Raw genomic sequence first — 17879 nt, forward strand, 5'->3', positions numbered from 1 at the left:
CTCGTGGCCCGTGCCGAATTTGCGTGACACCACCAGCAGCAGGCCACCCAGGCCAAGCACCAGGCCTGCCCATTGCCGCGCGGTGACCTTGCTTGCCGCCTGGTCGTCGCCTGATGACACCCAGGACACCCACAGCGCCGTGAGCACCGGCTGAAGGCCAACGATGAGGGCCGTCAGGCCCGAACCCATACCGGCCTTCACCGCGATCCAGACACCGCCCAGATAGGCCGCATGCATCAGCACACCCGTCACGGCCAGGTGGCCCCATTGCGCGCGGCTCCTGGGCCAGGCGGCGCGGGCCAGGACTATCCAGACCAGGAAACAGACGATGGACAGGAAAAAGCGTATCGCCAGGAAGGTCAGCGGCGGCGCGTAAGGCATGCCGTATTTGGCGACGATGAAGCCGGTGCTCCAGATCACGACGAACACAGCGGGCATGACCCGGATCAAGGCACCCGGGGAGGAAGAAGGAGAACTCAAGGACGGCAACTTCAGGAAGGCGTGGAAATTATTTGGCGCGTGCGCGGATTTCCGGGATGGCTTTTTGCAGGTAATAAATCATGGACCAGACCGTGAGAATGGCGGAGATCCAGATCAGCCAGGTGCCCCACACGTGCGTGTTGATCACGCCGAACAGCACGCCGTCGAACAACAAAAAGGGGATGGCAATCATCTGCACCGTGGTCTTGACCTTGCCGAGCATGTGCACGGCCACGCTTTTTGTCGCCCCGATCAGGGCCATCCATTCGCGCAGCGCTGAGATGGCGATTTCGCGGCCGATGATGATGAGGGCCACGAACACGTCGGCGCGCTGCAGGTGCACCAGCACCAGCAGGGAGGCGCAGACCAGGAATTTATCGGCCACCGGGTCGAGGAAGGCGCCGAAGGAGGACGTCTGGTTCAGCTTGCGTGCCAGAAAGCCGTCCAGCCAGTCGGTCGCGGCGAAGACCACGAACATCACGGTGGCGATCAGGTTGCGCTCTATGGGCGCCAGGTTCAGGTAGAACACCCCCACGATCAGCGGAATCGCAACAATGCGGGTCCAGGTCATCAGCGTGGGGATGGTCAGAAACATGACCCGATTTTGGCATGAGCTGCACCAAGCCTGCCGGGCACCGGCTTAAAGCGCACCAAAACGGTGGTTTCCGTTGCTCAAATACGTCTGGGCCGCGCCAATGCCGACCATCGGCCCAAAGAACGCCTCAATGCAAGGCGCGGTAGATTTCCTCAGCCAGGTCCTTCGAAATGCCGTCGACCGTGGCGATGTCTTCCGCACTGGCCGAGGCGATGCCGCGTATGCCGCCGAAGCGCTGCAGCAAGCTCGCGCGCCGCTTGGGGCCTATGCCCGCGATGTCTTCCAGCTTGCTGCCGCCTACCCTCACCTTGGCGCGCTTGGCCCGCATGCCGGTGATGGCAAAGCGGTGGGCCTCATCGCGAATCTGCGCAATCAGCATCAGCGCGGCCGAATCCCGCCCTAAATAGACCTTGTCGCGCCCGTCGGCGAACACCAGCTCTTCCAGGCCGACCTTGCGGCCCTCGCCTTTTTCGACGCCGGCGATCAGCCCCAGGTCCAGGCCCAGTTCCTCGAACACTTCGCGCGCCATCGATACCTGTCCCTTGCCGCCGTCGACCAGGACGAGGTCGGGCAGCTTGGCCTCGCCATTGCGCGCGGCTTCGGCCACGCGGGTGTAGCGGCGCGTCAGCACCTGGCGCATGGCGGCGTAGTCGTCACCGGGCGTGATGCCTTCGATGTTGTAGCGGCGGTATTCGCTGTTGACCATCTTGTGCTCCTGGAACACCACGCAGGAAGCCTGCGTCTCCACCGGCTCGCTGCACACCAGGGTGGGCGGGACCGGTACGTCGATATAGTGCTGGGCGATAAAGGCCTCCAGCACCAGGGCCTCCAGCGATTTGCCGGCCAGCGAAGGCGGCGCGGGCGCGGCGCCTTCGCCGGAAGCTTCCGCCTGCGCGGCCTGCCGGGTGTCCGCATCGATCTCGGCATCGAGCGCCGCGACGTCCGTCGCGTTCTCCACATGGCTGGGGAAGTAGGCCCTGTCGCCCAGATGGCGGCCGCCGCGCACCATGGCGAGGTTGACGCAGGCCTTGCCGCCCTGCACTTTCACCGCCAGGATGTCGACGTCCTTGTCGCCGCCGATTTCCATGGACTGCTGGTGCAGCACCTTGGACAGTGCCGACATCTGGTTGCGTAGTTCGGCTGCTTGCTCGAACTCCAGCCGGTCGGCATGCACCAGCATCTTCTTTTCAAGCTCGGTCAGGATGTCCTGCGCCTGGCCCTGCAGGAAGCGCTCGGCGTTGGCGGTGTCCAGCGCGTATTGCTCGGGCGACACATGGCCCACGCAGGGTGCCGAGCAGCGCTTGATCTGGTACAGCAGGCAGGGCCGGGTGCGGTTGTTGAACACCGTGTCTTCGCAAGTGCGCAGGCGGAACACTTTTTGCAGCAGCAGGATGGTGTCTTTGACGGCCCAGGCGCTGGGGTAAGGCCCGAAGTAGCGGTGCTTTTTCTCGACCGCGCCGCGGTAGTAGGCGATGCGCGGGAACACGGCGGCCGCCGGCCCCTCGCCCTCCACGGGCGCACGCGCGCCTGTCAGCTTGAGGTAGGGATAGCTCTTGTCGTCCCGAARCAGGATGTTGAATTTCGGGTTGAGCGTTTTGATCAGGTTGTTTTCSAGCAGCAGCGCTTCSGCTTCKGAGCGCACCACCGTGGTTTCCATGCGGGCGATYTTGGTCACCATRTGGCCGATGCGCGTGCCGCCRTGGTTCTTCTGGAAGTAGTTGGAAACCCGCTTCTTCAGGTTGCGCGCCTTGCCGACGTAAAGCACGCCGCCCTCGGCATCGAAGTAGCGATACACGCCGGGCAACGCGGGCAGCGCGGTCACTTCGCTGAGCAGTTGGGGATCGAATTCGTGGGCTTTGGTCATGGGCTGAAATGGGGGCAACTGCCCGTATTGTGGACAATCCTTTCATGAATCGCCTGCAGTGGGACATTTTTTGCAAAGTCATCGACAACTTCGGGGACATCGGCGTGTGCTGGCGCCTGGCTGCCGACCTGGCTTCGCGCGGCCACACAGTGCGGCTCTGGGTCGATGACGCCTCGGCCCTGGGCTGGATGGCGCCGGCCGGGTGCGAAGGGATACGTGTGCTGCCCTGGCCGCAGGACGGCACGCCGCTGGACCTGGAAGCCGCCGGCTTTGCGCAACAGGCACCCGAGGTCCTTGTCGAAGCCTTCGGCTGTGAGATCGCACCTGAATTCGTGGCGGCAAGTGCCCGGGTGGCGGCTGAGACCRGCCGTCCACCCGTCTGGATCAACCTCGAATACCTGTCCGCCGAGGACTACGTCGAGCGCTCCCATGCCCTGCCGTCGCCGGTGCAAAACGGCCCGGCGGCGGACTGGACCAAATGGTTTTTTTACCCCGGCTTCACCGAAAATACCGGTGGGCTGCTGCGTGAACCCGGCCTGCTGGAGCGACAGGCCCGTTTTGACCGTGCCGGCTGGCTCAAAGCCCGGGGAATCGGCTGGAACGGCGAAGCGCTGGTGTCCCTGTTTTGCTACGAACCCCCGGCGCTGCAAAGCCTGCTGGCCCAACTGTCGCAACAAGGCTTGCAGGGCCGGCCCGTGCGCCTGCTCGTGGCCGCCGGGCGCGCCGCCGGCGCGGTGCGCGCCCTCGCCTTCGAGGAGAACGAGCAGCTCTCGATCTCCTACCTGCCCCTGCTGTCGCAAGCGGAGTTTGACCACCTGCTCTGGGCCTCTGCACATGCTGCAGGCGCAGCCCTCCCTGCGCGCTTTTCATGTCGCCTGGAACAGCCAGGCAGAGCCAGTGGCAGCCCCGGCGCCATTGCCTGCCGACCTGTCCGCCTGGCAGGCCACGGCGCTGGCGGGCCGCGCCCGGCTGGCGGYCCAGGACGACCTGGTGACCCAATTGCTCGGCTTTGTGGCAAAAAAACGCTAAAATCATAGGCTTTGCGGATCAATCTGAAGATCGACCCAACCTGGGCGACCCGCACAACCCGCCGCGTAACCTGCACACCGGTGCAAGCGTTTAGCGGCCTACCTCAGTGAAACTGCTATGAAAATCGCTCAAGAAATACGCGCTGGCAACGTCATCATGAACGGCAAAGACCCGATGGTGGTGCTCAAGACCGAATACAGCCGCGGTGGGCGCAATTCCGCCACCGTGCGCATGAAGCTCAAAAGCCTGGTCGCCAACTTCAACACCGAAGTCGTGTTCAAGGCCGACGACAAGATCGACCAGATCGTCCTGGACAAGAAGGACTGCACCTACTCCTACTTCGCCGACCCGCTGTACGTCTGCATGGACTCCGAGTACAACCAGTACGAAGTCGAAGCCGAAAACATGGGCGACTCGCTGAACTACCTGCAGGACGGCATGGAGCTCGAAGTCGTGTTCTACGACGGCAAGGCCATCTCGGTCGAACTGCCCACCAGCGTGCAGCGCGAAATCACCTGGACCGAACCCGCCGTCAAGGGCGATACCTCCGGCAAGGTCCTCAAGCCCGCCAAGATCGCCACCGGTTTTGAAATCGGCGTGCCCATCTTCGTGGCGCAGGGCGACGTGGTCGAAATCGACACCCGCACCGGCGAATACCGCAAGCGCGTGTAAACCGCTTCGGCACCCCGCAAAAAGGCTCCTCACGGGGCCTTTTTGCTTTTCGGGCCTGCTCACTTGCCCCGGAGAAGACACCCCTGCCCTGATCGTTGACAATGGCGCATGGAACAAAAACAAGACTTATCCGTCGGCCGCCTGGCCAACGCCTGGGCTGAACTTCAGGCTTATGCCAGCGAGGGCAACCCCCTCGAAGCGGACGCCTCTCGCCTGGCCTTTGCCGACCCGGAGTTCTTGCTGCGGCGTGAAACCCGCGGCATACGCTTTCAGCTGGAACTGCTCAAGCCGGACCTGGAGCAGCAGGCCCACGGCATTGAAAACACCGTAGTGGTTTTCGGCAGCGCCCGGTTCCGCAGCGAAGAAGACTCCGCCCTGATGGTGGCCGAGGCCGAAGCCGGCGGCGATCCCGAGGTGATAGACCGCGCGAAGAAGCTGGCGCGCAACGCCCACTACTACGAGAGCGCCCGCGCCTTCGGCAAGCTGGTGGCCCAGTACAGCGATGACAAGCCGCCGGAAACCAAGCTCTTCATCTGCACCGGCGGCGGCCCCGGCATCATGCAGGCGGCCAACCGGGGCGCGCACGAGGCCGGCGGCCTCAGCGTCGGCCTGGCCATCGTGCTGCCTATGGAAGAAGCACCCAATCCCTACGTGCCGCCCGAGCTCTCCTTCAAGTTCCACTACTTCGCGCTGCGCAAGATGCACTTCATGATGCGCGCCAAGGCGCTGGTGGTGTTTCCTGGCGGCTTCGGCACGCTGGACGAGCTGTTTGAGGTCATCACGCTGGTGCAGACGCGCAAGGCCAAGCCGGTGCCCATCATTCTTTTCGGCAGCAGCTACTGGAAGCGCCTGCTCAATACCGAGATGCTGGTGGAGGAAGGCGTGATCTCGCCGAACGACCTCAAACTGCTTCAGTACGTGGACGACCCGCAGGTCGCCTGGGGCCTGATCAAGGACTTTTACCGTCTTTGAGTTCGCCGTGCCCGCCATGGGCCGGCATGCAGTCCTTGAGCAGCCAGGCCGCGCGCGAGCCGGCGCCCACCATCATGCCGGTGGTCCAGAACACGCCGGCGATCCCGACCAGCGCCCCGGCCGTGCCGAACAGCATGGGCATCACCACGCTGGACGCATTGATCGCCATCAGCCGCAATCCCAGCGCCTCGCCGTGGCGCGCCTCCGGCGTGATCTGGTGCAGCATACTCATGACCATGGGCTGCACCATGCCCAGCGCCAGGCCCAGCAGGATGGAGCACAGGCCCATGCCGATCGCCGAATGCATCAGCGGGTAGATGCCGAACAGCACCGCCGTCGTCAGCATGGACACCGCCAGCACCTTCCACTCGCGCAAATGCGCCGCCACCAGCGGCATCACCATGCGGATCAGCGCCGCCGCCACCGCGAAGGAACCCAGGATGGTGCCAATCACCGATGCGCTGATGCCGCGCTCAAAACCCAGCACCGGCACCACAAAGGTATGGACGTCCCAGCAGGACGATAAAAACCAGTTCACCAGCATCAGGCGGCGGAAGGTGGCCTGGCGCAGCAAATCCCAGGCCCTGGGTTGCGGCCCGCCGCTGGCGGCGATCACAGGCGGCAGTTCCCGCGTCTTGCGCACCAGGAACCAGCTGGCCATCGGCAATATGGCCATCAGCAAAAACGCCGCGCGATAACCTGAGGTGCTGCCGGGCATGGCGCCTACGTGGTCGATCAGCAGGCCAGCCGAAAAGGGGCCGATGAAATTGGACACCGCCGGGCCTATGGCCAGCCAGCTGAACACCTGGCGCAACTCCAGCGCGCCGACCGCCGCGCGGCCCACGTGGCGCTGCAGAGAAATCACCGCCGCGCCGGTCGCGCCGCCCGTCAGAAGCGCCGCCAGGCACAGCACCGGGAACACCGGGAAGGCCACCGCCGCCCCGGCCCCCAGCACGGCGGCGAACACGCTGTAGCTGATGGGCTTGCGCAAGCCGTGCCGGTCGGCAAAACGGCCCGCCGGCAGCGCCAGGAAGACCTGCGTCAGGGCAAACAGCGCGAGCAGAACGCCCACAGCCGCCGGGCTGTAGCCTTCGCGCAGCGCCAGCAGGGGCGCCGCCATGCGCGTGCCAGCCATGCAGGCATGCAGGCAGATCTGCGCCAGGATCAGGCGAGCGAGTTCACGCGTCATGAGGCGGAGCTCATGCGATATGCATCAGGAATTGTCCAGGTCTTTGTCAAGAGGGTCCAATGGAAGCAGGCGGGCGGAATCGACTTCGGGCAGGGCTTCAACGTTGCGCAAGGCCTTGCCCATGACGCGGCTGCGCTGCTCGGCGCTGCTCAGCGTGTTGAGCACGGTTTCGGTTTGCGATTTGACCTTGGCCAGCACGTCGCCGAACTTGCCGAACTCGGTCTTGACCGCACCCAGCACCTGCCACACCTCGCTGGAGCGCTTTTCCAGCGCAAGCGTGCGGAAGCCCATCTGCAGCGAGTTGAGCATGGCCAGCAGCGTCGTCGGGCCGGCCAGCGTGACACGGTGGTCGCGCTGCAGGAACTCCATCAGGCCGGGGCGCCGCAGCACTTCGGCATACAAGCCTTCGGTCGGCAGGAACAGGATGGCGAAATCGGTGGTGTACGGCGGGTCTATGTATTTCTCGGCGATCGACTTGGCCTCATTGCGGATGCGCACCTCGAGCGCCTTGCCGGCGATTTCCGCGCCCAGCACATCGGCGCGCTGCTGCGCGTCCAGCAGGCGCTCATAGTCTTCATTCGGGAATTTCGCGTCTATGGGCAGCCACAGCGGTTCGCCCGAATCCGACCGGCCCGGCAGCTTGATCGCGAAGTCGACCGGGTTCTTGCCGCCGCGCCGCGTGACGACCTGGGCCGCGTACTGGTCGACGGTGAACACCTGCTCCAGCAGCGCCGACAGCTGCGCTTCGCCGAAAATTCCGCGGGTTTTCACATTGGTCAATAGGTGCTTGAGGTCGCCCACGCCCTGCGCCAAAGTCTGCATCTCGCCCAGGCCCTTGTGCACCTGCTCCAGCCGGTCGGCCACCTGCTTGAAGCTTTCGCCCAGGCGTGTTTCCAGCGTGGTCTGCAGCTTTTCGTCGACCGTCTTGCGCATCTCGTCAAGCTTGGCCGAGTTGGTCTGCTGCAATTGCGCGAGTTGTTTTTCCAGCGTCTCGCGTACTTCAACCATGCGCCTGGCGTTTGATTCGCTGACGGACTGCAGCTGCGTGGTCAGGGTGTCCGACAGCGTTTTCTGCAACAAGGTCAGCTGCTGCGCGAATGCGTCGATCTGCGTGTTCTGGGTGCGGATGGCCTCCGCGCTTTGCTGCACCAGGGTTTGCTGGAAAGTCGCGAAGGTGGTCGCCAATTCCTGGCGGCTGCTGCGTGAGTTGTCACCGATCTCGCGGCGCAGCTCGCGCTCCAGCTTGTCGTGGCCTGCCGCCATATTCGCCAGCAACTCGACGCGGCCGGTATCCGATGGTTCGGCGGGCTTGCGTAGCAGCAGCCAGACCAACAGGAGCAGGTTGGCCACTCCCAGGGCGATCATCAGCCAGGTTTCCATCATGGGTTCATTGTCCGCTTGCCGCCTTCTTCGTGCTTATTGACCGGCCAGTACCGCAGGGTTGAGCGGGGTCGGAGGCTTCTTGCCGCTGAAAAACGCGATCAGGTTGTCGGCGGCCAGGCTGGCCATGGCCAGGCGTGTGGGGATGGTGGCGCTGGCGATGTGCGGCGTCAACACCACGTTGGGCACCGTCAGCAGGTCGGGATGCACCTTGGGCTCGCCCTCAAACACGTCCAGCCCGGCGGCCGCGATGCGTTTGTCACGCAAGGCCGCGGCCAATGCGGCATCGTCCACAATGCCGCCGCGCGCAATGTTGATCAGCGTCGCGGTCGGCTTCATCATGGCCAGCTCGGCTGCCGCAATGCTGTGGTGGGAGGCCGGCGAATACGGCAGCACCAGCACCAGGTGGTCGGCCGTCTTGAGCAGTTCGTCCTTGCCGACATAACTGGCCTTGCACTCGGCCTCCAGCGCGGCATCCAGGCGCGAACGGTTGTGGTAAATCACCTTCATGCCAAAGCCATGGGCGCCGCGTTTGGCGATGCCCTGCCCTATGCGGCCCATGCCCAGGATGCCCAGGGTGGCGCCGTGGATGTCGGAACCGGCGAACATGTCGTAGCTCCATTTGGTCCATTTGCCGGCGCGCAGATAGTGTTCGCTCTCGGTGACGCGGCGGGCCGTGGCCATCAGCAGCGCGAAGCCGAAGTCGGCCGTGGTTTCGGTCAGCACGTCGGGCGCATTGGTGGCCAGCACGCCGGCCGCCGTCATCGCGTCGATGTCGAAATTGTTGTAGCCCACGGCCATGTTGGCGCAGATCTTCAGGCCCGGGCAGGCGGCCAGCACTTCCGCATCAATCTTGTCGCCGCCGGTGGTGAAGGCGCCGGCCTTGCCTTTGAGGCGCTCGGTCAGCTGGGCCTTGGACCAGGTCTCGTCACCCTGGTTGGATTCGACCTCGAAATGTTGCTCCAGGCGGGCGATGACTTCGGGGAACACGGCGCGTGCGACGAGGATTTTGGGTTTGCTCATGGTGGTTCAGGTTTGGTGGAAGACGATGCTACAGATTCAGCGGAAGAATCAACAGCCGATATAGAAGGTGAAGTGGCCGCAGCTTGCCGCACCCGGGGTGCGTCGGGATGCCAGCCCAGCACGGCCAGCAGCACGAAGAAYCCGATCACGTAGCCCAGCGCCACATGCCAGCCGCCCTTGAGCCAGGCGCCGACCGACTTGGCCTCGGGGTACATATTGGACAGTGCCACGCCTGCGGAGGAGCCGAACCACAGCATGCTGCCGCCGAAGCCGACGGCATAGGCCAGGAAGCCCCAGTCGTAGCCGCCCTGGCGCAGGGCCAGCGCCGTGAGTGGAATGTTGTCGAACACCGCGCTCACAAAACCCAGGCCGAAAGCGGTTTGCCAGCTGGCGGCCGGCAAGTGCTGCACCGGCATCATGGAGGCGCACAAGACCAGCGACAACAGGAACACGCTGCCACGCGCGGCATCGGGCAGCAGGCTCCAACTGGGGCGGCGCCAGGGAGTGGTCAGCACGATCGCGGCCCACACGGCGATGCCGATCACCGGAAGCTGTTCAAGCACCACGGGATTGCGCAGGTTGAAATACACATTGGCGGCCACCGCCGACAGCAGGATGATCGCGACGATGCCCAGGCGCGCCCAATGCAGCTGCGCGCCCGGCACGGCGTCTTTCATGATGGGCTGAAAGGCGTGCTGCTGGCGCGCGGCGATCACGCCGAAGATGGCCAGCGCCACCACGGCGCCCACATAAGACTCGAACACCTGGCCCGGCGAGACGCCGCCTATCCACATCATGGTGGTGGTGGTGTCGCCCACCACGCTGCCCGAGCCCCCCGCATTGCTGGCGGCCACGATGGCGGCCAGGAAACCGATGTGGACGCGTTTGCGGTAGAGCACGGCCGCCATGGTGCCGCCTATCATGGCCGCCGCGATGTTGTCGAGAAAGCTGGAAAGCACGAAGACCAGCACCAGCATTACAAAGCCGCCCTTCCAGTCGTCGGGCAGGTAGCGCGGCAGCAGCGCTGGAATGCCGCTTTTTTCAAAGTGGTCGGACAGCAGCGCGAAGCCCAGCAGCAGCCCCAGTAGGTTGGCCAGCGTCACCCACTCGTGCGCCAGCAATTGCAGCAGGCCGCCCAGGCCGGGCACCCCGGAAAAATCGCCCAGCACAAGCTTGTAGAGCGTGATCACCGCCAGGCCCACCAGCGCCACCCTGAGCGTGTGGTGGTGCAACACCGCCACACCGAGCAGCGTCAGGCCAAACAATACGAAATCAAGGGGGACGCCTGCTATAGCCACGCGCTGGTTTTCAAATAGAAGATAAGTAAGCTATCGATTATGCAGGCGAGGTGATTTCAAAAACCTGGCGCAGATAGGCCAGATATTTTTCGTCGTCGCACATGTTCTTGGAAGGGGTGTCGGACAGCTTGGCCACCGGCTGGCCGTTGCAGCGGATCATCTTGATGACGATCTGCAGCGGCTCGTAGCCGAGGTCGTTGGTCAGGTTGGTGCCTATGCCGAAAGCCAACTGGCAGCGGCCCTTGAACTGCTGGTAGAGCTCTATGGTGCGCGGCACCGTGAGTCCGTCGCTGAAGATCAGCGTCTTGGTCTTGGGGTCGACGCGATTTTTTGTGTAATGCGCGAGCATGCGCTCGCCCCACTGGAACGGGTCCCCGCTGTCGTGGCGCGCGCCGTCGAACAGCTTGCAGAAGTACATGTCAAAGTCGCGCAGGAAAGCGCTCATGCCGTAGACATCGGACAGCGCGATGCCCAGGTCGCCCCGGTACTCCTTCGCCCAGGACTCGAACCCGAAGACCTGGCTGTCGCGCAGCCGCGGCCCCAGCGCCTGGCAGGCCTGCAGGTACTCATGCGCCATGGTGCCCAGGGGCGTCAGGCCCAGCTTCATCGCGAACAGCACGTTACTGGTGCCGGCGAGCTGGCCGTGCACTCCCGTGCCGAGGCGGGTGACCAGCGTGCGCAGCACTTCCTCGTGCCAGGCTTTGCCGAAGCGGCGGCGCGTGCCGTAGTCGGCGATCTTGAGCGCGCCCAGGCCCTCGGCCTGCAACTGGCCTATCTTGGTGTCCAGCCGCCGGCGGCCTTCGCTGACGTCGGCCTTCTTCTGCGTGTTGCGAAAGTAGACCTCGTTGATGATGGCGAGCACCGGGATCTCGAACAGGATGGTGTGCAGCCAGGGGCCCTTGATCGACACCTCGATTTCACCCGAAGGCAGCGCCGTGACGTCCACATACTTCTCATTGAGCCGGAAGATGCCGAGGAAATCAATGAAGTCGCTTTTGATGAAACGCATGGCCTTGAGGTAGGCCAGCTCGGCATCCTGGAACCGCAGGCTGCACAGGCCGCGGATTTCCTCGCGTATCTCGGTGACATAGGGCGCCAGGTCGCCTATGCCGGGTGCGCCTGCGTTGCGGCACTTGAAACGGTACTCCACCTCGGCACCCGGAAACTGGTGCAAGACCACCTGCATCATGGTGAACTTGTACAGATCCGTATCGAGCAAGCTGGTAATAATCATGGAGAACGCTTGAGGCCGCGGCGCCAAGGCGCCTTGGTGGTTAATCAGGTGAACAGGCCCGCCGCAAACCATGCATGCGGGCCTTCAATTCGCGCTAACTCAGGTGCCCAGGAAATCCACTTCAAACAGCAAGGTGGCGTTCGGCGGAATCACGCCGCCGGCGCCGCGCGCGCCGTAGCCCAGCTCGGCCGGGATGATCAGGCGGCGCGTGCCGCCCACCGACATGCCCTGCACGCCTTCGTCCCAGCCCCGTATGACCTGGCCCGCGCCCAGCGAGAACTCAAAAGGCTGGCCGCGGTCCTTGCTGGAATCGAACTTGGCGCCTTGCACGCCGTTGTTGTAGAGCCAGCCGGTGTAGTGGACCTTGACGTTCTGGCCCGCCTTGGCGATGGCGCCGGTGCCCAGCACGGTGTCTTCATACTGCAGGCCGGAGGGGGTGGTCGTGATGTTGCTCATGGGGTGGTCCTTTTGGAGGAAATGGGAGAGTTAAAAAGAGAAGAGAGAAAACAGCAAAAACGGGAAAGAAACGGGTCATTCTTCACGAACCCCTGACTTTACCCGCAACCAGCAAAACCAGCCTGTCAGCGCGGGCAGCGAGTAGCTGGTTCTGCTCGGCCACCAGCAGGCCCAGGCCCTGCTGCCGCAGCGCCAGCAGCGCATCGCGAATCGCTTCCACCAGCACGGGGGCAATGCCCTCGCAGGGTTCATCGAGCAGCAGGATGCGGGGACCGGTCATCAAGGTGCGGGCAATCGCGAGCATCTGCTGCTCCCCGCCGCTCATCTGCGCGGCGCGGCGTCCCAGCATGGACTTGAGCGCGGGGAACAGGTCCAGCGCCCTGGCCTCCTGCGCCGCCACGTCGCGGCCCGCCGCGACGCGCAGGTTCTCGCGCACCGTGAGTTCGGTGAAGAGCCGCCGGTCTTCGGCGACATACCCCAGGCCGGCCTGCGCGCGGCGGTGGGTGTCCCAGCGTTCAATGGGGGCCAGGTCCGTGCCCTGGGCACCCGCCGGGTCGCGGTAGCGGATGTGGCCTTCGGTGCGCACCTCCAGGCCCATCACGGATTTGAGCAAGGTGGATTTCCCGGCGCCGTTGAGGCCCTGCAGCACCACCAGTTCACCGGGCGCCACTTGCAGCGACACACCAAACAGCGCCTGGGCCGGACCGTAAAAAGCATTGAGCTTGTCAACCTCAAGCATGGCCCGCCCCTTCGCTGCCCGCATCGCCCAGGTAGCGGCTGCGCACCACGGCGTCGCGCGAGATTTCTTCGAAGGAGCCCTGTGCGGCCAGCCGGCCTTCAATCAGCACCAGCACGCGGTCGGCCACACCGGCAACGGCGTCCATATTGTGTTCGGTATAGAGCACCGCCATACCCTGCCCCGCCAGCCGCTTCACGAGTTTCATCAGGTCGGCGCGCTCAGGCCCGGCGAGACCAGCGGCGGGTTCGTCCAGCAACAGGAGCTGCGGCCGGGCCGCCAGCGCCAGGGCCAGTTCGAGCCGCTTCTTTGCGCCGTAGGGCAGGCTCAGCGCATCCTGCGCCGCCAGCGCTTCAAGCCCGATCTGCGCCAGCAAGGCCAGGGCCGGCTCGCGCGCCTGGCCATCCAGTTGCCTGAAAGCGGAAACGGCCCGCGAGCCCAGCCGCGCTTGCACGGCGAGCTGCACGTTCTGCAGCACCGTGAGCGCTTCAAACACCTGGGCCACCTGGAAGGTGCGCGCCACGCCCTGCCGCAGGCGCGCCTGCGGGCTGAGCCCCTGCAGCGCCTGGCCGTTCCAGGCGATGTCGCCGCCCGTGAGCGGGTACTGGCCGGCGATGCAGGCAAAGGTGGTGGACTTGCCGGCGCCGTTGGGGCCTATCAGGGCCACGCACTGGCCCGCCGGCACTTCAAAGCTCACGCCGTCCACGGCACGCAGGCCGTCAAAGTGTTTGACGAGTTGCCGGACCTGCAGCATCAGGCGACCTTTCGAGGCTTACGCCGCCAGATGCCGGCAAGCCGCGGGAGCAAACCCAGCAGCCCCGAGGGCGAGGCCACCATGATCAGCATGATGAAGACGCCCAGCAGGCCGCGCCAGTAAGTCACTTCCCGACCCAGCTCGGCGCTGGCATAGCTCAGCACGATGCTGCCCGCAACCGCGCCCCAGAGCTGGTGCACGCCGCCCAGCAAGACCACCAGCAAGGCGTCGACCGAAGTGGAGACCGACGCGAGCGAGGGGAACACCGCGCCCTTGTGCGCGGCGAACAGGCCGCCGGCCAGGCCGGCCAGCACGGCACTTTCCACAAAAATTCGGTACTTGAGCCAGCCCACCGCCAGCCCCGAGGCCGAGGCGCGCAAAGGCGCGTCGCGCAGGGCCTGCAGCGCAGCCCCCATGACGGATCGGCCCAGAAAGCGCAGCGCGGCCACGGCCACCAATGCCAGCGCCACCAGCAGCGCGTAAAACACCGGCCGGCCCTCGTCGCTCACCAGCGTGAGCCCGATCAGGCCGTTGTCGCCGCCGGTGAAGTCGACCCACTGCGTGGCGCCGGCCCAGATCACCTGCGCGAGCGCCAGTGACAGCATGGCCAGGTAAACACCACTGCTGCGCACCACCGCCGCGCCGAACACCGCGGCCACCGCCAGGGCCGCGCCGCAGCCGGCCGCCAGTGCCAGCGGCAGCGACGCGCCCCAGAGGCTGTGCGACAGTGCCGCGCCATAGGCGCCCAACGCAAAGAATGCGGCATGCCCGAAGCTGACCAGGCCGCCCAGCGCCATCATGGACTGCAGGCTGATGCCGAAGATCATGAGGATCAGCGCGTCGGCCGCAAGTGCCTGCCAGTAAGGCCCGCCCGCCCATGCCAGGCCGGCCAGCAGCACAAAGGCGGCGGTGATCGCCGAAGACCCGGCCGCGCCTGTTGCCAGGCCGCGAAATTTCTGGGCCGCCTCGCGCACGCCGCCGCCGGCCTCCTGCGCGGAGATCGCCTTGCCGTTGAGCCCCTGGGGCCGGAACACCAGCACCACGGCCATGGTCAGGAACACAACGACCAGCGTGGCCTGCGGAAACACGCTGATGCCGAAGGCATGGACCAGCCCAATCAGCAACGCAGCCACAAAAGCGCCGCCTATGCTGCCCAGCCCGCCGGTGACCACCACCACAAAGGTTTCCACGATGACGTTCATGTCCATCTGCAGATGAGCCGGCTCGCGCGGAAGCTGCAGTGCCCCGGCCAGGCCCGCGAGCGCGCATCCCAGTACCACGGCGCCCAGCATCAGCGGGCGCGGGTTGATGCCGAGGGCGGCAAGCATCGAGCGATCTTGCGTGGCGGCGCGCAGGCGCTGGCCGAAGCGCGAGCGGCGCAGCAGCAGGTGCAGGCCCAGCCAGACCAGCGGACCCAGCGCGATCATCGCGAGCTGGTAGACAGGGAAGAACTCATCGCCGATCTGCACCGAGCCCTTGAGGCCCGGAAAGCGCGGCGCGAACACCTCGTCGGGGCCGAAACCCCACTGCATCGCATCGTGCATCGCCAGCGTGAGGCCGAAGGTGGCGACCAGCTGGTAAAGCTCGGGCGCGCCGCTCATGCGCCTGAGCAGCAGGAATTCAGCCGCGGCGCCCGCCAGCCCCGCGCAGGCCGCGCCCATCAGAATCGCAAGAAGGTATAGCGGAGCGCTCTCACCCCAGGCCGGGAACCAGTGCGTGACCCAATGCGCCGTGAACAGCGCGCCCAGCATGAAAAAACTGCCGTGCGCGAAGTTGACGATGCGCGTCACGCCGAAGATCAGCGTGAGGCCTGCCGCCATCAGGAACAGCGTGGTGGCGTAAGACAGTCCACCGAGCAGCTGGACCACGGAAAAAGTCACGCCTTCAGTCCAGCCAGGTGGTGAACTCGGAAGCGGGGACTCTTGGCGTACGGAAGGTATTGACCAGCGCCGCCTCATCTGCATAGCCCAGCGCCATGCCGCACACCAGCATCTCGTCCTCACCCGCGCCTATGTGCGGCAGGATGATTTTGGCGTAGCCGTTCCAGGCGGCCTGCGGGCAGGTGTGCAGGCCCAGGCCGCGCGCGGCCACCATAAGGTTCTGCATGAACATGCCGTAGTCCACCAGCGATCCCCGGCCCATCACGCGGTCCAGCGTGAACATCAGGCCCACGGGCGCGTCGAAAAACTGGAAGTTGCGGTGGTGCTGCGCATGCATCCTGTCCTTGTCACCCTTGGTGATGCCCAGCAGGCCATAGAGGCCCCAGCCGTTTGCGCGCCGGCGGTCGATATAGGGCGAGACCCACTGTTCGGGGTAGTAGTCGTATTCCTCTTTGTACTCGGCCGCCAGGGCCGGATTGGCGTGCAACGCGTCATGGGCCTGGCAGACCTTTTCGACCAGCGTGTCGCGGGTGGCGCCCTGCAACACATAAGCCTTCCAGGGCTGGGTGTTGGTGCCCGACGGCGCGCGGCTCGCAACTTCAAGCAGGTGGGCGATGGTTTCACGCGGCACCGGTTTCGGCAGAAACTGGCGTATCGACTGGCGGCTCACGATGGCTTCTTCCACCGCGTTGCGCGCATCACCCGCGTGGCGGGGAGTGATATAGGGAAGCACGGGCGGTGCCTGGGTCATCGGAGGGTCTCCAGTACGGAAAGCAGTTCAGGCGGAAGCGGCGCCGGCCGGCGCGTGGCGCGGTCTACATAGACGTGGATGAAATGGCCTTTGGCGGCGCACAGCTGGCGTTCATCGCCGGGGAACAAGGCCACCTCGTAGCGCACGCTGGACGAGCCGACATGCGCCACACGAATCCCGGCCACCACGGGCTCGGGAAAGGCCAGCGGCGCGAAGTAGTTGCATTGGGTCTCTATCACCAGGCCGATCACGCCGCCGGTGTGAATGTCGATGGCGCCGCGTTCAATCAGCAGGCCGTTGACGGCGGTGTCGAACCAGCTGTAGTAGACGACGTTGTTGACGTGGCCGTAGATGTCGTTGTCGGACCAGCGGGTGCCGATGTCGCGGAAAGCTTTGTAGGCGCTACGGGCTTCGGCTTGCGGTCGTGTCGGGGAGGTCATGAGGCCCTATTTTGCCAGCGCGGGCCATGGCGGGCTCGGGGGCCATGTTTGACCCGATGGCGTGAGGTTCACGCCCCAGCAATTCCGGCAGCCGGTTCGGCCGGGGAACGTTGTCCCGCTGTAGCAGGATCCAGTGCCCATAGGAGAAAGGAGAGAAATGCAGCACGTCGCAAACATGCGAGCCCACCCGCGCCATCCAGTTGGGCAGCGGCAATTGCAAGGCGCCAGTGCCGGTGTAGTCGGCGCGCAGCGCACGCAGGTACTCGGCGTAGCCGTAGCGGCGCGTGCCGCCCAGTTCAACTTCGCGATGCGCGGCCAGGGAGGACAAAGCCGCCAGGACGGCAAAGGCCAGGCCGAGATCGGCGGCCGTCATCGCCGCGATGCCGCCGCGCGCGGCGCGCGGGATGGCGTGCAAGGGCGAGCGCGACAGGCCGCGCAGCCAGCGCGCGCCAAAGCCGCCTTCGCCGTCCAGCAGCGAGGGGCGCACGATGGCGTAGTCGCCGCCCGAGGCTGCGATGGCACGTTCGCCGAGCAGCTTGCTCGACAGGAAGCGGCTTTTGGCACCTTCATGCAGACCCAGGGCCGAGGTGTGGATGAAGCGAATGCCCGCCGTGGCACAGGCCAGGGCCAGCGCCGCCGGTGCGCGGTGGTGCACGTGGTCGTAAGACTCATTCGGCCGCTGGCGCAGGATGCCCACGCAGTTGACGACCACGTCCACGTCTTTGAGCAAGGCGTCCCAGGCATCCGGGTTCAGCAGCTGCTCAAAGCGCGCAAGGCGCATGGCGGCAAAGGGATAGGCGGCTTCGTGGCGCTCCGGATGGCGGCTGCCTATCGCAAGCTGCGCACCAGCGGCATGCAGCGCCGCGACGGCATGGCGTCCGATAAAGCCAGTGCCGCCGAGGACCAGTACACGCAGCGGGGAAGGTTTTTCAGAGTCGTCGTGAATATCGGGAGTGGTCGGCGGCATGTTTTGCTCTTCTATGTCCAGGGGTCGCCGAGGCGAATCCCTGGCAATGTAGCAGCAATGCCGGGCATGCCCCTGTCGTACGCGCCTCAGGAATTCCAGCGCGCCCAATATTCGAGGGCCAGCGTGTAGGTGTTCATCTGCACCTGCACAGTCTCGTCG

At 65.1% G+C, this 17879-nt stretch carries 17 protein-coding genes and 1 pseudogene; 3 read left to right on the forward strand and 15 right to left on the reverse strand.

The features are described from left to right. From AC1D0P_RS11120 to uvrC, 3 genes are all read right to left on the reverse strand, one after another. The coding region (locus tag AC1D0P_RS11120) for an EamA family transporter (protein WP_477676793.1) at positions 1-438 on the reverse strand (438 nt) is incomplete at its 3' end. Positions 439-508: 70 nt separating this feature from the next. Then, positions 509-1075 (reverse strand): CDP-diacylglycerol--glycerol-3-phosphate 3-phosphatidyltransferase, encoded by a 567-nt coding sequence (gene pgsA / locus AC1D0P_RS11125; RefSeq protein ID WP_477676794.1) that lies wholly within the window; start codon positions 1073-1075, stop codon positions 509-511. A 127-nt stretch (positions 1076-1202) separates the two neighbouring features. Further along, the gene (gene uvrC, locus AC1D0P_RS11130; RefSeq protein WP_477676795.1) at positions 1203-2939 is read right to left on the reverse strand and encodes an excinuclease ABC subunit UvrC; all 1737 of its coding nucleotides are present in this window, start codon (positions 2937-2939) and stop codon (positions 1203-1205) included. A gap of 44 nt (positions 2940-2983) precedes the next feature. Here uvrC and earP point away from each other — a divergent pair. From earP to AC1D0P_RS11145, 3 genes and pseudogenes are all read left to right on the forward strand, one after another. Further along, positions 2984-3968: pseudogene (earP, locus tag AC1D0P_RS11135) on the forward strand (elongation factor P maturation arginine rhamnosyltransferase EarP). A 117-nt stretch (positions 3969-4085) separates the two neighbouring features. Then, positions 4086-4640: an elongation factor P gene (gene efp / locus AC1D0P_RS11140; RefSeq protein ID WP_411883615.1), complete on the forward strand. Its 555-nt coding sequence runs from the start codon at positions 4086-4088 to the stop codon at positions 4638-4640. 108 nt (positions 4641-4748) lie between these two features. Next, the gene (locus AC1D0P_RS11145; protein WP_477654117.1) at positions 4749-5612 is read left to right on the forward strand and encodes an LOG family protein; all 864 of its coding nucleotides are present in this window, start codon (positions 4749-4751) and stop codon (positions 5610-5612) included. On the opposite strand, the gene AC1D0P_RS11150 is transcribed toward AC1D0P_RS11145, so the two are convergent. The 12 genes from AC1D0P_RS11150 to AC1D0P_RS11205 all read right to left on the reverse strand — a co-directional run bounded on the left by AC1D0P_RS11150 (position 5590) and on the right by AC1D0P_RS11205 (position 17720). Then, the gene (locus AC1D0P_RS11150; RefSeq protein ID WP_477676796.1) at positions 5590-6801 is read right to left on the reverse strand and encodes an MFS transporter; all 1212 of its coding nucleotides are present in this window, start codon (positions 6799-6801) and stop codon (positions 5590-5592) included. The genes AC1D0P_RS11145 and AC1D0P_RS11150 overlap by 23 nt on opposite strands. Positions 6802-6825: 24 nt before the next feature. Continuing rightward, positions 6826-8181, reverse strand: a complete 1356-nt coding sequence (rmuC, locus tag AC1D0P_RS11155) for a DNA recombination protein RmuC (protein ID WP_477676806.1) — start codon at positions 8179-8181, stop codon at positions 6826-6828. 36 nt (positions 8182-8217) lie between these two features. Next, entirely contained in the window at positions 8218-9204 is a 987-nt protein-coding gene (locus AC1D0P_RS11160) for a 2-hydroxyacid dehydrogenase (protein ID WP_477676797.1), read from the reverse strand. Further along, positions 9201-10502, reverse strand: a complete 1302-nt coding sequence (locus AC1D0P_RS11165; RefSeq protein WP_477676798.1) for a citrate transporter — start codon at positions 10500-10502, stop codon at positions 9201-9203. Before AC1D0P_RS11165 ends, AC1D0P_RS11160 begins: the two co-directional genes overlap by 4 nt. Before the next feature lie 37 nt (positions 10503-10539). After that, entirely contained in the window at positions 10540-11736 is a 1197-nt protein-coding gene (gene pncB, locus AC1D0P_RS11170) for a nicotinate phosphoribosyltransferase (protein WP_477676799.1), read from the reverse strand. Between the two features lie 99 nt (positions 11737-11835). Continuing rightward, positions 11836-12192, reverse strand: a complete 357-nt coding sequence (locus AC1D0P_RS11175) for an FKBP-type peptidyl-prolyl cis-trans isomerase (RefSeq protein ID WP_477654122.1) — start codon at positions 12190-12192, stop codon at positions 11836-11838. An 82-nt stretch (positions 12193-12274) separates the two neighbouring features. Further along, a complete protein-coding gene (locus AC1D0P_RS11180) occupies positions 12275-12931 on the reverse strand; it encodes an ABC transporter ATP-binding protein (RefSeq protein ID WP_477676800.1) in 657 nt (218 codons plus the stop codon). Then, positions 12924-13682 carry an ABC transporter ATP-binding protein gene (locus AC1D0P_RS11185; RefSeq protein ID WP_477676801.1) on the reverse strand — a complete coding sequence of 253 codons (759 nt, stop codon included), beginning with the start codon at positions 13680-13682 and terminating at the stop codon, positions 12924-12926. Before AC1D0P_RS11185 ends, AC1D0P_RS11180 begins: the two co-directional genes overlap by 8 nt. Beyond that, the gene (locus AC1D0P_RS11190) at positions 13682-15562 is read right to left on the reverse strand and encodes an ABC transporter permease (protein WP_477676802.1); all 1881 of its coding nucleotides are present in this window, start codon (positions 15560-15562) and stop codon (positions 13682-13684) included. The genes AC1D0P_RS11185 and AC1D0P_RS11190 overlap by 1 nt, the downstream gene beginning before the upstream one ends. Positions 15563-15566: 4 nt before the next feature. Next, complete coding sequence (locus AC1D0P_RS11195) at positions 15567-16313, reverse strand: nitroreductase (RefSeq protein WP_477676803.1); 747 nt, start codon at positions 16311-16313, stop codon at positions 15567-15569. Beyond that, positions 16310-16753 (reverse strand): acyl-CoA thioesterase, encoded by a 444-nt coding sequence (locus tag AC1D0P_RS11200; RefSeq protein ID WP_477676804.1) that lies wholly within the window; start codon positions 16751-16753, stop codon positions 16310-16312. The genes AC1D0P_RS11195 and AC1D0P_RS11200 overlap by 4 nt, the downstream gene beginning before the upstream one ends. Further along, positions 16716-17720, reverse strand: coding sequence for an NAD(P)H-binding protein (locus AC1D0P_RS11205; protein ID WP_477676805.1), 1005 nt, complete (start codon positions 17718-17720; stop codon positions 16716-16718). The genes AC1D0P_RS11200 and AC1D0P_RS11205 overlap by 38 nt, the downstream gene beginning before the upstream one ends. Positions 17721-17879: the final 159 nt, after the last annotated feature.

Source organism: Polaromonas sp. P1_G2, assembly GCF_056405515.1.

Bases quoted from the DNA above. Each gene is read 5' to 3' on its own strand.
- efp (WP_411883615.1), top strand. From the start codon at position 4,086: ATGAAAATCGCTCAAGAAATACGCGCTGGCAACGTCATCATGAACGGC.
- AC1D0P_RS11145 (WP_477654117.1), top strand. From the start codon at position 4,749: ATGGAACAAAAACAAGACTTATCCGTCGGCCGCCTGGCCAACGCCTGG.
- AC1D0P_RS11200 (WP_477676804.1), bottom strand. From the start codon at position 16,753: ATGACCTCCCCGACACGACCGCAAGCCGAAGCCCGTAGCGCCTACAAA.
- AC1D0P_RS11205 (WP_477676805.1), bottom strand. From the start codon at position 17,720: ATGCCGCCGACCACTCCCGATATTCACGACGACTCTGAAAAACCTTCC.
- AC1D0P_RS11150 (WP_477676796.1), bottom strand. From the start codon at position 6,801: ATGACGCGTGAACTCGCTCGCCTGATCCTGGCGCAGATCTGCCTGCAT.
- AC1D0P_RS11180 (WP_477676800.1), bottom strand. From the start codon at position 12,931: ATGCTTGAGGTTGACAAGCTCAATGCTTTTTACGGTCCGGCCCAGGCG.
- pncB (WP_477676799.1), bottom strand. From the start codon at position 11,736: ATGATTATTACCAGCTTGCTCGATACGGATCTGTACAAGTTCACCATG.
- AC1D0P_RS11185 (WP_477676801.1), bottom strand. From the start codon at position 13,682: ATGCTGCAGGTCCGGCAACTCGTCAAACACTTTGACGGCCTGCGTGCC.
- AC1D0P_RS11160 (WP_477676797.1), bottom strand. From the start codon at position 9,204: ATGAGCAAACCCAAAATCCTCGTCGCACGCGCCGTGTTCCCCGAAGTC.
- pgsA (WP_477676794.1), bottom strand. From the start codon at position 1,075: ATGTTTCTGACCATCCCCACGCTGATGACCTGGACCCGCATTGTTGCG.
- rmuC (WP_477676806.1), bottom strand. From the start codon at position 8,181: ATGGAAACCTGGCTGATGATCGCCCTGGGAGTGGCCAACCTGCTCCTG.
- AC1D0P_RS11175 (WP_477654122.1), bottom strand. From the start codon at position 12,192: ATGAGCAACATCACGACCACCCCCTCCGGCCTGCAGTATGAAGACACC.
- AC1D0P_RS11195 (WP_477676803.1), bottom strand. From the start codon at position 16,313: ATGACCCAGGCACCGCCCGTGCTTCCCTATATCACTCCCCGCCACGCG.